This window comes from Streptomyces sp. bgisy130 (assembly GCF_057708345.1).
Map to the genome: position 1 here is coordinate 536,208 of NZ_JBYISA010000001.1, position 13,855 is coordinate 550,062.

General features: G+C 73.6%; 10 protein-coding genes. 7 read left to right on the plus strand and 3 right to left on the minus strand.

The window, feature by feature from the left end; genetic code table 11:
• Nucleotides 1-459: 459 nt before the first annotated feature.
• Nucleotides 460-2,538: a restriction endonuclease gene (locus tag AC3EUV_RS02525; RefSeq protein WP_432140688.1), complete on the plus strand. Its 2,079-nt coding sequence runs from the start codon at nucleotides 460-462 to the stop codon at nucleotides 2,536-2,538.
• Nucleotides 2,539-2,610: 72 nt separating this feature from the next.
• On the opposite strand, the gene AC3EUV_RS02530 is transcribed toward AC3EUV_RS02525, so the two are convergent.
• A complete protein-coding gene (locus AC3EUV_RS02530) occupies nucleotides 2,611-2,817 on the minus strand; it encodes an alpha/beta fold hydrolase (RefSeq protein ID WP_435602019.1) in 207 nt (68 codons plus the stop codon).
• A 188-nt stretch (nucleotides 2,818-3,005) separates the two neighbouring features.
• Here AC3EUV_RS02530 and AC3EUV_RS02535 point away from each other — a divergent pair, with 188 nt between their 5' ends.
• From AC3EUV_RS02535 to AC3EUV_RS02555, 5 genes are all read left to right on the plus strand, one after another.
• Nucleotides 3,006-4,136, plus strand: coding sequence for a tetratricopeptide repeat protein (locus tag AC3EUV_RS02535; protein ID WP_435602020.1), 1,131 nt, complete (start codon nucleotides 3,006-3,008; stop codon nucleotides 4,134-4,136).
• Between the two features lie 108 nt (nucleotides 4,137-4,244).
• Entirely contained in the window at nucleotides 4,245-5,414 is a 1,170-nt protein-coding gene (locus AC3EUV_RS02540; protein ID WP_432140691.1) for a CapA family protein, read from the plus strand.
• Between the two features lie 150 nt (nucleotides 5,415-5,564).
• Nucleotides 5,565-6,929 carry an NAD(P)/FAD-dependent oxidoreductase gene (locus tag AC3EUV_RS02545; RefSeq protein ID WP_432140692.1) on the plus strand — a complete coding sequence of 455 codons (1,365 nt, stop codon included), beginning with the start codon at nucleotides 5,565-5,567 and terminating at the stop codon, nucleotides 6,927-6,929.
• Between the two features lie 34 nt (nucleotides 6,930-6,963).
• The gene (gene uvrA, locus AC3EUV_RS02550) at nucleotides 6,964-9,417 is read left to right on the plus strand and encodes an excinuclease ABC subunit UvrA (RefSeq protein ID WP_435602021.1); all 2,454 of its coding nucleotides are present in this window, start codon (nucleotides 6,964-6,966) and stop codon (nucleotides 9,415-9,417) included.
• 84 nt (nucleotides 9,418-9,501) lie between these two features.
• Nucleotides 9,502-9,714 carry an EF-hand domain-containing protein gene (locus AC3EUV_RS02555; protein ID WP_042160858.1) on the plus strand — a complete coding sequence of 71 codons (213 nt, stop codon included), beginning with the start codon at nucleotides 9,502-9,504 and terminating at the stop codon, nucleotides 9,712-9,714.
• Between the two features lie 8 nt (nucleotides 9,715-9,722).
• Here AC3EUV_RS02555 and AC3EUV_RS02560 read toward each other — a convergent pair whose 3' ends face one another.
• Nucleotides 9,723-10,685, minus strand: a complete 963-nt coding sequence (locus AC3EUV_RS02560) for a LysR family transcriptional regulator (protein WP_432140694.1) — start codon at nucleotides 10,683-10,685, stop codon at nucleotides 9,723-9,725.
• Nucleotides 10,686-10,800: 115 nt separating this feature from the next.
• Between AC3EUV_RS02560 and AC3EUV_RS02565 the strand changes: the two genes are divergently transcribed.
• Nucleotides 10,801-11,439, plus strand: a complete 639-nt coding sequence (locus AC3EUV_RS02565) for a LysE family transporter (protein WP_432140695.1) — start codon at nucleotides 10,801-10,803, stop codon at nucleotides 11,437-11,439.
• Here AC3EUV_RS02565 and AC3EUV_RS02570 read toward each other — a convergent pair.
• The gene (locus AC3EUV_RS02570; protein ID WP_435602023.1) at nucleotides 11,404-13,788 is read right to left on the minus strand and encodes a GH92 family glycosyl hydrolase; all 2,385 of its coding nucleotides are present in this window, start codon (nucleotides 13,786-13,788) and stop codon (nucleotides 11,404-11,406) included. The two genes, AC3EUV_RS02565 and AC3EUV_RS02570, sit on opposite strands and share 36 nt — an antisense overlap.
• Nucleotides 13,789-13,855: the final 67 nt, after the last annotated feature.

Genomic DNA, 13,855 nt, shown 5'->3' on the forward strand with positions numbered 1-13,855 from the left:
CGTACCGGGGGAGAGGCGGGGAGGCGTGGGCGGTGGGACGGGCGGAACTGTGCGGCCTCGCTGCCGAGAGGTACCGGACGCACCGCCCGGCGCACCAGAGGGCCTCCAGCCGGCAGCCACCATGACCCCGGAGGTAATCGACCCGTACCCCGAGGGCTGCTGGTGCCGGGGGTGCCCGACGGCTACGACCCGGCCGTCACGGCGGCGAAGCTGCGGGCGGCGGCGGCCGGATGAGGCCCGGCCGGGGGGCCGGAACGGCGGCCGGCACTCGCCCCACCAAGGCGCCCGCTAAGGCACCCGCGAAGGTGACCGCGAAACGCGCCCGCGAAGGGGCCGATTCTTCCCACCCGACCGTGACCGGCCGCTCCCTCCCCCGCTAAAGTCTCACCAACAGCGCAGGTGAAACCGCTTCCACAGGGTCCGGGGGCCAGTCGCCCCGGGGGGAGGACACAGAGCGACATGAGCCGCCGTTCCCACGGGTTAATGGCCATCTGGGCCGAGGCGCAGCGGCAGCAGCAGCGCCAGCAGGAAGCCCAGCACCGCGCCCGAGCACAGCAGCAGCGCGACCAGGAACGGCAGGCCCGGGACGCGGAACGGGCCATGGCGCGGATGCACCGCGAGCGGCAGGCGGCCTACCGGCAGCAGCGTGAGGCCGATGCCCGCCGCCGCACCGAGGAACTGGACGGCCGGGTCGCCGCACTGACCGGCCTGCTCGCCGAGGGCTGCCGCGCCCCCGCCTTCTCCCCGGCCGCGCTGCTGCGCCCCGAGCGCATCGAGGAGTTCGCGCCCGGCGCCCTCGCCACCCCGGTGCCGATGCCCGACCCGGCGCGCTACCAGGCCCCGCCGGGCGGTTGGCAGGCCGGCGTCCGCCGGGACCGTGCCCAGGGAGAGGCCCGCGCCCGCTACGAGCAGGACTGGTATGCCGCGCAGGCCGCCGAGAGCCGGCGGCAGGCCCAACTCGCGGCCTACCGGCAGCAGTACGACCAGTGGGCCGCGGGCGCCCTCGCCGGGATCCGGCAGCACAACGCCGGGATGGCGGAGCTGCTGTCCGGCCTGCGCGACGGCGACCCGGACGCCGCCGTCGAGTACTTCTCCGCCGCGCTGTACTCCTCCACCGCCTGGCCGGAGGGCTTTCCCCGGCAGGTCGCCGCCGCCTACGACCCGGGGGCCCGCCAGCTCGTCCTGGACTGGGAGCTCCCCGGCTACGACATCGTGCCGGAGACCAAGTCCGTCCGGTACATGCCCACCGCCGACCAGGAGAAGGAGACCGCCCGGCCGGCCGCGCAGCGCCGGGCGCTCTACCGCGATGTGCTGGCCCAGAGCGTGCTGCTGGTGTTGCGTGACCTCTTCGCCGCGGACACCTACGGCACGCTGGACTCGGTGGCCCTGAACGGGTTCGTGGACGATGTGGACCCGGTGACCGGCCGCCCCGCCCAGGTGTATCTGGCGACCGTCATGGCGGCCCGCAGCGCCTTTGACGCGTTCCACCTCGCGCAGGTCAGCGCGGTGGAGTGTCTGACCGAGGGGCTGCGCGGGCAGCTCGCCGCGCGCCCCGACCAGCGGACCGCGGTACGCCCCGGACGCCTGCCGGGCGACGTCGGGGGCGAGGTCGTCGCCCACGGCACGGACAGCGAGCCGGATCTGTACGAGATGGACCCGCTCGCCTTCGAGAACCTGATCGCCGAGCTGTTCCGCGCCATGGGCATGCAGGCCGTGACCACCCAGCGCTCCGGCGACGGCGGGGTCGATGTGGACGCGCTGGATCCCGACCCGATCCGCGGCGGCAAGATCGTGGTGCAGGTCAAGCGCTACCGCCACACCGTTCCGCCGACCGCCGTGCGCGACCTCTACGGCACGGTCCAGGCCGAAGGCGCCAACAAGGGCGTGCTGGTGACGACCTCCCGCTTCGGCCCCGGCTCCCACACCTTCGCCAACGGCAAACCGCTAAGCCTGATCGCCGGCTCCGAACTCGTCGATCTGCTCGGCCGGTACGGGCTGCGCGGACGGCTCGGCACGGAAGCTCCGGCCGGCACCGCCACCGCCGACGAGGCGCCGGACCACAACGTCCTCGGCATGAACTGGTCCGGTGAGGTCGCCCTCGATGTCTGCGCCCTGGTGTGCAAGGGGACCAGCGTCCTGAGCGACGACCACTTCGTCTTCTACAACAACCCGCGCAACCCGGACGGCTCGGTGCGGATGCTGCCCGGCTTCGCACCCGACCGGGCCGCGATACAGGTGCGGTTCGAGGCGCTGCCGCCGGACGCCGACCGGCTGGTCCTGGTCGCGGCGATCGACCCCCAGGTCAACCCCGACGCCGATCTCTCCGGCTTCACCGACGCCCGGATCCGGCTGCTGGACGCGTCGGGGGAGGAGCTGGGACAGCTGGAGGTCTCGGAGGGGCGCTGCGGCGAGACCGCGCTGGTGCTCGGCTCGTTCCGGCAACGGGCGGGCGGCGACTGGGACTTCGTAGGGGGCGGCAAGGGTTTCCCCGGCGGCCTGGAGGCGCTGGTGCAGGAGTACGGCATCGACGTGGCCTGACGGGCGGGGCGGGGCGGTGGGGCGAGGCGGAGCGGTCCGGTTCCCGGCACGCCCCGGTCCCGGTCGCCCGGGTCAGCTCTGCCACAGCCGGGCGAGAACGGCGTTCACCTCGTCCGGCCGGTCCTGGTGCGGCGCGTGGCCGGCGCCGGACACCCGCACATGCCGGGCACCGATCGCCCCGGCGAGGTACGCGCCGCAGGCCATCAGCGCCGTGCCGGTGAACTCCCGGTGGTCGGGGTGGGCGGTGTCCCAGGTCCCGTTGATGACGGTCTTGGGCATGGGGCCGAGGTTAGGCGCGCTCTTCTACGGGGCGCCGGGGAGTGTCCCCGGATGGCCGATTGTGGCGGCTGGGGTGGGCGTGCCGTGCGGGGCCCGCGCGGCACGAATTACCCGCATGGCGGTCGCTGCGAGCCACGGTGCTGATCAAGGCTGGCCGGAGGGCTGACGGCGGCGGGAACGGTGACGTGATGGTGCACAAGGAAGGGCGCCGATGGGGCGCGACGGTGGTGGCCAGGCTGCGGTGGGGCAGACAACTCCGGGAGGCCAGGAAGGACGTCGCCACGCACCGCGGTCAGGCGGAGGCCGACGCGGACCCCCGCTACCGCCTCGCGCTGACGCGGTCCCTGCGCGAGCTGGGCGAGCTGCTGGCAAAGGTGGACCGTCCGGCCGAGGGGCTGCCGCACGTCGAGGAAGCCGTCTCGATCTGCCGCCCCCTGGCCGACGTCGAACTCGCGCGCCATCGCGCCCTCCTCGCCGAGTGCCTCGGCACGCTCGGTGAGCTGCTGACGACGCTGGTCCGGCCGGTCGCGGCGCAGGCCGCACGGGACGAGGCCCTCGCTCTGAAGAAGGAGCCCGGGGAAATCGTCGCCTTCTACCGTGACCTGGCCGAGGCCGAGGCCGACCCCGACCGGCGCCCCGCCCTCGCCGCCGCCCTGTACTACCAAGCCGCTTGGCTGAAGGATCACGACCGGCGGGCCGAGGCGCTGCCGTTCCTCGAGGAGTCCATTGCGCTCCGTCGCGAGCCGGTGGAGGCCGAAGCGGAACCGCTCCTCCGCCGTATCGCTCTCGCCCGGTCCCTGTGCCTCCTCGGCGAGATTCTGGGGCAGCTGGACCGCCCGGCCGACGGATTGCCGTACATCGAGGAAGCCGTTGCCCTCGGCCGTGACCGGGCAGCGGCCGACGCGGACCCGCGTCGCGGCATCGGGCTCGCCCTGTTCCTGCGGGGCCTCGTCCGGCTGCTGCTTCAGCTGGACCGCCCGGAGGAGGCACTGCCGTTCGCCCGGGAAACCGTCGAACGCTGGCGGAGGGTGTCGGAGGCCCATGCCGACGACCGTCGCTACCGGGCCGGCCTCGCGCTCTCGCTGCACACCCTCGGCGAGATTCTCGCAAAGCTGGACCGCCCGGCCGAAGGGCTGCCGTTCGCTCAGGAAGCCGTCGACCTCCACCGTGCCTGTGTCGGCCTCCTCGGCAGCCACCATCTCGCCGGCGCCCTCCAGACCCTCGGTGACGTGCTGGCGGCGCTGGACCGCCCGGCCGAGGCGCAGATGGCACGGGACGAGGCAACGGTCCTCGGGGAGACGGAACCGGAGACCCCATGAGCCGTCCGGCCGCCCGATGGCGGCAGAGGTGAGTCCGTACGGGGGAGAGCCGCGGACATCGGCGTCTCGGGGCATTTCCGGTCATGTCCCTGCTGATATCTGTCGGGGATGAGCGCGTACACCCGGTATGCAGCCGTCGCCCTGCTCGCCGCGCTGGCCGTGAGCTGCACCCGCCCGCACCCCGTCCCACGGCCCGCCCCGAGGCCCTCCCCGGAACCCACCCCGCGGGCCCATGCCGGCGCCCCCGTCACCCGGGCCGCCGGCCGGCGGCCCTTCACCCTGGTGGCCGCCGGGGACGTGCACCCCTCCGACCGCGAGGTGCTGGCCACGGCCCGGCGGGACGCACCGCACGACGGGTACGACTACCGGCCGATGCTCAAGGGCGTACGGCCGGTCATCTCCGCCGCCGATCTGGCGCTGTGTCATCTGGACGCCCCGCTCGGACCGCTGACCGGGCCTTTCACCGGCTACCCCGTCCTCCAGGCGCCCCCGCAGATCGCCACCGCACTGAAGGCGACCGGCTACGACTCCTGCGCCACCGCCTCCCACCACGCCCTCGACCGCGGTGTGCCGGGCGTGCGGCGCACCCTGGAGGCGCTGGACACGGTCGGGCTGCGCCATGCCGGCTCGGCCCGGGACGCCGCCGAGGCGGGCCGTCCGGCGCTGCTGCGGGCGCCGGGCGGCGCACGGGTGGCCCAGCTCGCGTACACCTACGGCACCGGGAGCGGGCGGCGGCCGGCGTACGCACCGTGGACGGTGAATCTGCTCGACGCCAAGCGGATCATCAGGGATGCCCGGGCGGCCCGCCGGGCCGGCGCCGATGTCGTGGTCGTCAGCCCGTATTGGGGCACGGAGTACCGAACGGCCCCCGACGCGCGGCAAATCAGGCTGGCCCGGCTGCTCACCGCCTCCGAGACCGGCGGCCGGCCCGACATCGATCTGATCGTCGGCACCCGTGCGCACACCCCGCAGCCGTACGAGAAGGTCAACGGCACCTGGGTCGTCTACGGCCTCGGTGACCAGCTCTCCGGCGTCATGAAGCAGCCGGGCGGCAACTGGGGCAGCATCGCCCGCTTCCGGTTCGCGCCGCCGCACCACGCCGGGGAACGCTGGCGGGTCACGGAGGCCGAGTACGTCCCGCAGTTCATTCAGCAGGGGGCGCGGGTCCGGGTGCGCAATCTCGCCACGACCGGCGGCCACGACCGGATCCGCAAGAGCATCGGCACGGCGGTGCTGAGCCGGGGCGCCGCGGCCGATGGGCTGACGATGGGGCGGTGATCGCGCGGAGCGGTGGCACCGGCACCGCCGCCCGGGCGGTTCGATCACGGCCGGATTACCCCTTCACCCCGCCGCGACTCCCCTGGAGCCTTCTGGCATGAAGATCACCCTTGATGCCCGCTGCCCGGCCGCCGTGAGCGAGGTGCCCGCATGACCACCCGGCCGATCGCCGTCGTGGGCGCCTCCGCGGCCGGGCTCGCCGCGGCCGAGGCGCTGCGCCGCGGCGGCTGGCGCGGCCCGCTCAGCCTCATCGGCGCCGAACCCCATCTCCCGTACGACCGGCCGCCGTTGTCCAAGCAGCTGCTGCACGGCGCCTGGGAGCCGGACCGGCTGCGGCTGCGCACCGAGGAGCAGCTCGCCCCGCTGGACCTCGATCTGCGGCTCGGCACCCGGGCCACCGGCCTCGATGTGGCCACCCGCACCCTCACTCTCGATGGTGGGGCGAGGCTCGGCTGCGCCGGCGTGATCATCGCGACCGGCGTCGCGGCCCGTACCCTGCCCGGCGCCGACCGCATCGCCGGTGTGCACACCCTGCGCACCCTCGACGAGGCGCTGGCACTGCGCGCCCGGCTGGCCGGGGGTGGGCGCCGGCTGGTGATCGTCGGAAACGGCGTACTGGGCTGCGAAGCCGCCGCGGTGGCACGGGAGTTGGGCCATGACGTCACCCTCGTCGGGATCGAGGAGACACCGATGGCCGCCGTCGTCGGCAGCGAGGTCGGCGCGCTGCTCGCCGAGGAGCAGCGCGCCCGGGGCGTGCGGCTGTGCACCGGGGAGGTGGACGGGTTCGAGACGGAGCCCACCGACCCGGCCGGTACCGGGGCCCCGCGGGTCACCGCCGTACGGCTGGCCAATGGGGGCACGCCCGGCAGTGGGGGCATAGCCGCCGGGGGAGGGGAAGAGGAAGGCAGCCGGCTCCCCGCCGACCTCGTGCTGCTGGCGATCGGCTCCCGGCCCGCCGTCGAGTGGCTGGCCGACCCGGCCCTGGACACCACCGACGGGCTGCGCTGCGACGCGTACTGCGCCGCCGCCCCGGGCATCTATGCCGCGGGCGACGTGGCCCGCTGGGACCACCCGGTGCACGGCCGGCCGCTGCGGTTCGAGCACCGGATGAACGCCACCGAACAGGGCATGGCCGCCGCCCGCAACCTCCTGGCCGAACTGAACGCGACGGCCCCCGCCGCCCCCGGTGCCGGGAACGACGCGCCCACCCAGGAGCGCCGACCGTTCGCCCCCGTGCCGTACTTCTGGTCCGACCAGTACGGCCTCAAGCTCCAGGCGTACGGGCTGACCGCGGGTGCCGACCGGGTCGAGGCCACCGTCCTGGACCGGGCGGAGCGGCGCCTCCTCGCGCTCTACGGGCGGGGCGGGCGCGCCGTGGGCGTCCTGGCGGCCGGGCTCCCGCCCCGGCAGCTCCGGGCGCTGCGCGCGGTCATCGCCACCCCGCTGCCCTGGGAGGAGGCACGCGAGCGGATCGGCGCCGCCACGGCCGCCGGCGCAGACACCCCGAGGCGGTGACCGATCGGCGCCGGCGGTGCCCGATCATGGAGGGATGGCCGACTCGTACGTACGGGTGCGCGGCGCCCGTGAGCACAACCTCCGCACCATCGATGTGGACATCCCGAGGGACGCGCTGGTCGCGTTCACCGGGGTGTCCGGATCGGGCAAGTCCTCCCTCGCCTTCGGCACCCTCTACGCCGAGGCGCAGCGCCGGTACTTCGAGTCGGTGGCCCCCTACGCCCGGCGGCTGATCCACCAGGTCGGCGCGCCCAAGGTTGAGGACATCACCGGATTGCCGCCCGCGGTCGCCCTGGAACAGCGGCGCTCCGCGCCCACCTCCCGCTCCTCGGTCGGCACCGTCACCACCCTCTCCAACACCCTGCGGATGCTCTTCTCCCGCGCCGGCGACTACCCGGAGGGCACGACGGAACGGCTCGACTCCGACGCCTTCTCGCCCAACACGGCGGTCGGGGCGTGCCCGGAGTGCCACGGTCTGGGCACCGTCCACCGCGTCACCGAGCAGTCCCTCGTCCCCGACCCCGCGCTCTCCATCGCGGAGGGCGCCATCGCCGCCTGGCCCGGCGCCTGGCAGGGCAAGAACCTCCGTGACATCCTCGCGGCCCTCGGCCATGACATCGGCCGGCCGTGGCGCGAGCTGCCGCAGACCGACCGGGACTGGATCCTGTTCACCGACGAACAGCCCGTCGTCACCGTCCACCCCGTACGCGACGTGGGCCGGATCCAGCGCCCCTACAAGGGCCAGTACATGAGCGCCCGGCGCTATGTGCTGCACACCTTCGCCGACTCCAAGAGCGAGACCCTGCGCAAGCGCGTCCAGGGGTTCATGGTCGCCGAGCCCTGCCCGGTGTGCGCCGGGCGGCGGCTGCGCCCCGAGGCGCTGGCCGTGACGTTCGAGGGCCGGGACATCGCCGCCCTCGCCGGAATGCCGCTCGGCGCCCTCGCCGAGCTGCTGCGCCCCACCGCCGCACGGGCGGACGACGAGGTGGCCCCCACACTGGCCCGCGACCTGGTGGCACGCATCGAGGTGCTCACCGAACTCGGGCTGGGCTACCTCAGCATGGACCGGCCCGCGCCCACCCTGTCCGCCGGTGAACTCCAGCGGCTGCGGCTGGCCACCCAGCTGCGCTCCGGCCTCTTCGGCGTTGTCTACGTCCTGGACGAGCCGTCCGCCGGCCTGCACCCGGCCGATACGGAGTCCCTGCTCACGGTGCTCGGCCGGCTCAAGGAGGCGGGCAACTCGCTGTTCGTCGTCGAGCACGACATGGACGTGGTCCGGCGCGCCGACTGGATCGTGGACATCGGCCCGCGCGCCGGGGAACACGGCGGACAGGTGCTGCACAGCGGGCCGGTCGCCGGGCTCGCGGACGCCACCGCCTCCGCCACCCGCCGCTTCCTCTTCGACACCGCACCGCCGGCCGCGCGCACCGTGCGCCGCCCCGCGGGCACCCTCACGCTGCGCGGTGTCACCCTGCACAATCTGCGCGATCTGGACGCCGCCTTCCCGCTCGGCGTCTTCACCGCCGTCACCGGCGTCTCGGGGTCGGGCAAATCGACGCTGGTCACCCGAGTGCTCGCGGAGGCCGTGCGGGAGCACCTCGGCGACGGGACGCCCGAGGCGGGCGAGGACGCGGCCGGGGCCGGGCCGATGGCCCGTGCCCAACTCACCGGCGCCGAGGGCCTGTCGGCGATCGACCGGCTGGTGCGCGTCGACCAGAAGCCGATCGGCCGGACCCCGCGTTCCAACCTCGCCACCTACACCGGCCTCTTCGACGCGGTACGCAAGGTCTTCGCCGCCACCGACGCGGCCCGCGCCCGCGGCCACACCGCCGGACGGTTCTCCTTCAACGTCACCGGCGGCCGCTGCGAGACCTGCCAGGGCGAGGGCTTCGTCGCCGTCGAACTGCTCTTCCTGCCCGGCACGTACGCGCCCTGCACCGCCTGCCACGGCGCCCGCTACAACCCGGAAACCCTGGAGATCACCTACCGGGACCGCACCGTCGCCGACGTCCTCGCGATGACCGTGGACACGGCCGCGGACTTCCTCGCCGACATCCCGGCCGCCGCCCGCAGCCTGCGCACCCTCCAGGACGTGGGCCTGGGCTATCTGCGGCTCGGCCAGCCCGCCACCGAGCTGTCCGGCGGCGAGGCCCAACGCATCAAGCTCGCCACCGAACTCCAGCGGACCCGCCGCGGCCACACCCTCTACCTCCTCGACGAGCCCACCACCGGGCTCCACCCCGCCGACACCGAGGTGCTGCTGCGCCAGCTCCACGGCCTGGTCGACGCCGGCCACACCGTGGTGGTCGTCGAGCACGACATGGGGGTGGTGGCCGGCGCCGACCATGTCATCGACCTCGGTCCCGGCGGCGGCGCGGACGGCGGCCGGATCGTCGCGGCGGGCACCCCTGCCGAGGTCGCGGACGCGCCCGGGAGCCGGACCGCCCACTACCTGGCACGGCGGAGGGCGCGGCCGGACGCTTCTTGACGGTCCGCTAATGTACGCAGGTCAGATCACCAGGTATCACCACCGCGCACAGCACTGCGCAGCACCACGAAGGGGGCACCTCACATGGCAGACATGGAGAAGGCCAGGGCGGCGTTCGACCGGTTCGACGCGGACGGCGACGGCCAGGTCACGCCGGAGGAGTTCAAGCACGCGATGGCCGAGATGGGCGACCCGTTCGTCACCGGCCCGGTCGCCGAGGCGGTCATCAAGGCCAAGGACACCGACAGCGACGGCCGGATGTCCTTCGACGAGTTCTGGCAGGCCCTTCAGGCCTGACGCGCCGCTCACACCCCCTTCGCCTCCCGTTCGCCCGCGGCCGCGCGCAGCGCCGCCAGCCCGCGGGCGATCGGCGGCCGGCGCTCACTGCCGCGCCGCACGGCCGCCAGGAACCGCCGTACGGGGAGCGGCTCCCCGCGCAGCGGCACCCGGACGACCGGACAGCGCTCCGGCACCGGTGCCAGCCTCGGTATCAGACAGACCCCGAAGCCGTGCGCTACCAGGGCGGCGACCGCGTACCAGTCCACCGCGTCATGGCGCACCCGCGGGGTGAAGCCCGCCGTGGCACAGGCGGTCAGCAGCAGCTGATGCTGATCGGCCGGATCCCCGGCGCGGATCCAGCTCTCCCCGGCCGCCTCCGCCAGTGTCACACCCCGCGCCACCCGCCCGGCGAACCGGTGCCCGGCCGGCACCAACAGGTCCTGCGGCTCCTCCAGAACCGGCTGCTGGGTGAAGCGCGCATCGTCCGGCGGGGGGAGTTCCCTACTGGCGCGAAGCCGCGAGTTCGGGGGAGGACCACCCGGCGCCGGAATCACCACGGCGATGTCCGCCCGGCCGGCCAGCAGCAGCTCGAAGCGGTTCTCGCCCGGGTCCTCGCCGATCTCCACCGCCAGCCGCGGCAGTTCCTCGCGCAGCCGCGCCGCCGCCGGTGCGATCACCCCGGCGATCGCCGTCGCCACCCCGGTGATCCGCAGCCGCCCGGCCACCCCGTCCGCGTACCCCGCGAGATCCGCACGCGCCTCCTCCCAGCGCACGAACAGCGCATCGGCGTGCTCGACCAGCGCCAACGCCGCGGGAGTCAGCCGTACGTTTCGGCCCGCCGGCTCCAGGAGCTCCAGCCCCAGCCGGGCCGACAGCTGCCGCAGCTGTTGGGAGACCGTCGACGGGGTCAGATGCAGCGCCTCGGCGGTCGCGGTGACGGTGCCCCGCTGATGCAGGACGCGCAGGGTCTGTAAGCGGGGATCGATCATGCGGGGAGAGCGTAGACGCCCACGGGCGCCGCCCCAACCGTGCGGAGGTGCCACACAGTTCTCTACGGAAACTTTCGATGGACCCACCACATGGGCCCGCCCGAAGGTGGACGGCATGACCGAGATCCTGACCGATGCCTTTCTGCCGGGCCTGTGGGCGGGCTATGCGCTGGCCGTTCCCGTTGGCGCGCTGGCCGTGCTGCTGGTGAGCGTGACCGCCCGGACCTCGTTCCGGGTCGGTGCCTCGGCGGCGCTCGGGGTGGCGACCGCCGACGGCCTCTACGCGCTGGCCGCGGTAGCCGGCGGCGCGGCCCTCTCGCGCGCGCTCGCCCCGGTCGCGGGCCCGCTGCGCGCGCTCGCCGCCGTCATCCTGCTCGGCATGGCGCTCCGGACCGCCGTACGGGCCCTGCGCCACCGGGGCACGGAGAAAGGCCCGGAACGGGACGTCCTGGGACGCCCCGGCCGGGCCTATCTCGCCTTCCTGGGGCTGACGTTGATCAACCCTTGGGCGGTCCTCTACTTCTCCGCGCTGGTGCTGGCCGGTGGTGCGGGGGCCCTGGGCGACGGCACCGCCGGTCCCGCCGCCTTCGTGGCGGCCGTGATCACCGCCTCCGTGAGCTGGCAGCTGTTCCTGGCCGCGGGCGGAGCCGTGCTGGGCCGGACGCTGACCGGCCCACGGGGGCGGACCGTCACCGCGCTGCTCTCCGCCGTGGTGATCTCAGCCCTGGCGGCCGGGCTGCTGCTGCGCGGCTGAGGCGGTGCCCACCGGCGGCGGTGCGGCCCGGTCGCCGGTGCCCCAGCCGGACGGCTTTGGCCCCACGGTGAAGGCCAGTTCACGACCCGAGCGCAGCTCGTCGGTGGTGAGGTAGGTCCGGTCGTGGTGGGCGCCGTCCAGACGGACCGACTGCACATAGCGGTCGGCGGCGGAGGTGCCGGGCGCCGTGACCGTGAAGTGCCCCGACGGGTAGTAGCGCCGGTCCAGCGTCAGATCCACCCGGTCGAAGACCGGGGTGCTCAGCCCCCAGCTGTCGGTGCCCGGCTGTACCGGGAACACCCCGATAGAGGAGAGCACCATCCACGCCGACATCGTCCCCAGATCGTCGTTCCCGGTCATCCCGGACGGCGCGTCGGTGAACAGGGTCAGCGCCGCATGCACCACATCCGTCGTCTTCCAGGGGCGGCCGGTCGAGAGATAGGTGTACGGCGCGATCAGATCCGGCTCGTTCTGCGGGTTGTACTTGTCGGCGTTGTAGTAGTCGTAGGGGCCATTGACCCACACCTCGCGAGCGGTCTTCTCCGGGTCCGTCAGCAGCTTCTGGTAGGCGAAGAACGCATCCAGGCGCTCATCGGCCTTGTCCTTGCCGCCGATCAGCCGCAGCATCCCCGGCAGATCCTGCGGCACCAGCCACTGGTACTGCCAGGACGTGCCCTCGTGAAAGCCCTCGCTCTTGGCCGGGTCGGCCGGACCGGTGAAGGCGCCCTGTGCGTCGCGGGCCCGGAAGAAGCCGGTCGAACCGTCGAAGATCTTGCGGTAGTTCCGGGCGCGGGCCGCATACCGGTCGGCGTCCTTGTCGTGCCCCAGATCGCGCGCCATCTGGGCCAGCATCGCGTCCGACAGCGCGTATTCGAGGGTCGCCGAGGCGCCGTGGTCGAAGTCGGAGTCGCCGGGCTTGGTGTGCGGACGGCCCTTGACGTACGGGGCGAAGCCGTCCTTCAGATAGGGCGCGTTGGCCTCCCGGCCCACCGCCGGTGAATCCGCCGGGGGCACTCCGTCGGCGTTCTTCCTCAGCGCCGCGTACGCCTCCTCCTCATGGCCCCGCAACAGCCCCTGCTGATAGGCGTTGGTCAGGAACGGGGTGACCGGATCGCCGGTCATGATGTTTGTTTCGACCGTTCCGTAGCCCCACTTGGGCAGCCAGCCGCTCTCCTTGGCGATCCGCAGCACCGACAGCGCCATATCGCGGGACTCATCCGGCGCCAGCAGCGACAGCAGCTGCGCCTGGGTGCGATAGGTGTCCCACAACGACCAGTTCTGGTAATAGGTGAAGCCCTTGGCGCGATGGGTCCGCTGGTCCCAGCCCGTATAGCGGCCGTCCACATCGCTGCCGATGTTCGGCGCGAGGAAGGACCGGTAGAGCGAGGAGTAGAAGGTCCGGCGCAGTGTCCGGTCGCCGCCCCGGGCCTTCACCAGGCCCAGTCGCCGTTCCCAGGCACGGTCGGCCGCGGCCTTCGTACCGTCGAAGGAACTGCCGCCCTCGGCCCGCAGATTGCGGGCGGCGCCCGCCGCGTCCACATAGCTGAGGGCCGTGGTCGCCTCGACGGTCCGGTCCGAGCGGGTGTCGAAGCGGGCGTAGGCGCCGTGCCGTCCGGTGGCGGTGGACTTCCTGGACCCGGCCGTCACCTTGTCGCCGTCCCAGGTCCCGTACGAGGTGAACGGCCGGTCGAAGCGGGTGATCGTGTAGACGGTGTACGGCTTGGTGTCCTGGCAGAAACCGCGGCCCGTGATGGCGGTGCGGATGGTGCGGGAGTCCAGCACCTCCACCCGGGTCGAGACCGTCTTGTGCAGCGACTGGCCCGTATTGAGCAGCACATTGGCCTTGTCGGTGGCCGGGAAGGTGTAGCGCTGCTTCCCGGTGCGGGCGGTCGCGGTGAGCTCGGCGGTGATCCCGCCGTAGGACGTCAGGCCGACGCGGTAATAGCCGGGCCGGGCCGACTCGTCGTCGTGCCGGTAGCCGGACGCGTACTTCGCATAGTCGGTCTCGGTGATGTCGCCCGTGGTGGGCAGCACCGGCAGATCACCGCCGAGCCCGCAGCCCACACCCGAGATGTGCACCGAACTGAAGCCGCGGATGTGGTCGTCGTCGTAGCCGTAGCCGCTGTAATGCCCGGTGTCCGGGGAGAGTTGGACCATGCCGAACGGTACGGCGGCGCCCGGGTAGGTGTTGCCGTCCTTCTGGCTGCCGATGAACGGATTGACCAGGTCGGTGAGCGGGCCGCCGGGCGGCTCGGCCCGCGCGGCGGGGACCGCGAGCGCGCTCCCGATGAGCGCGGCCGCCAGCACCGCGCCCGCGGTACGCAGCCGGGTACGACTGAGCCATGGCATGGATCCGGACCTCCGGGGGTTGGGTCGCCGGACTGCCGGCCGGCCCGTGCGGACGAGCCCACACGGC

Bases quoted from the DNA above. Each gene is read 5' to 3' on its own strand.
- AC3EUV_RS02545 (WP_432140692.1), top strand. From the start codon at position 5,565: ATGACCACCCGGCCGATCGCCGTCGTGGGCGCCTCCGCGGCCGGGCTC.
- uvrA (WP_435602021.1), top strand. From the start codon at position 6,964: ATGGCCGACTCGTACGTACGGGTGCGCGGCGCCCGTGAGCACAACCTC.
- AC3EUV_RS02530 (WP_435602019.1), bottom strand. From the start codon at position 2,817: ATGCCCAAGACCGTCATCAACGGGACCTGGGACACCGCCCACCCCGAC.
- AC3EUV_RS02525 (WP_432140688.1), top strand. From the start codon at position 460: ATGAGCCGCCGTTCCCACGGGTTAATGGCCATCTGGGCCGAGGCGCAG.
- AC3EUV_RS02565 (WP_432140695.1), top strand. From the start codon at position 10,801: ATGACCGAGATCCTGACCGATGCCTTTCTGCCGGGCCTGTGGGCGGGC.
- AC3EUV_RS02540 (WP_432140691.1), top strand. From the start codon at position 4,245: ATGAGCGCGTACACCCGGTATGCAGCCGTCGCCCTGCTCGCCGCGCTG.
- AC3EUV_RS02535 (WP_435602020.1), top strand. From the start codon at position 3,006: ATGGTGCACAAGGAAGGGCGCCGATGGGGCGCGACGGTGGTGGCCAGG.
- AC3EUV_RS02560 (WP_432140694.1), bottom strand. From the start codon at position 10,685: ATGATCGATCCCCGCTTACAGACCCTGCGCGTCCTGCATCAGCGGGGC.
- AC3EUV_RS02570 (WP_435602023.1), bottom strand. From the start codon at position 13,788: ATGCCATGGCTCAGTCGTACCCGGCTGCGTACCGCGGGCGCGGTGCTG.
- AC3EUV_RS02555 (WP_042160858.1), top strand. From the start codon at position 9,502: ATGGCAGACATGGAGAAGGCCAGGGCGGCGTTCGACCGGTTCGACGCG.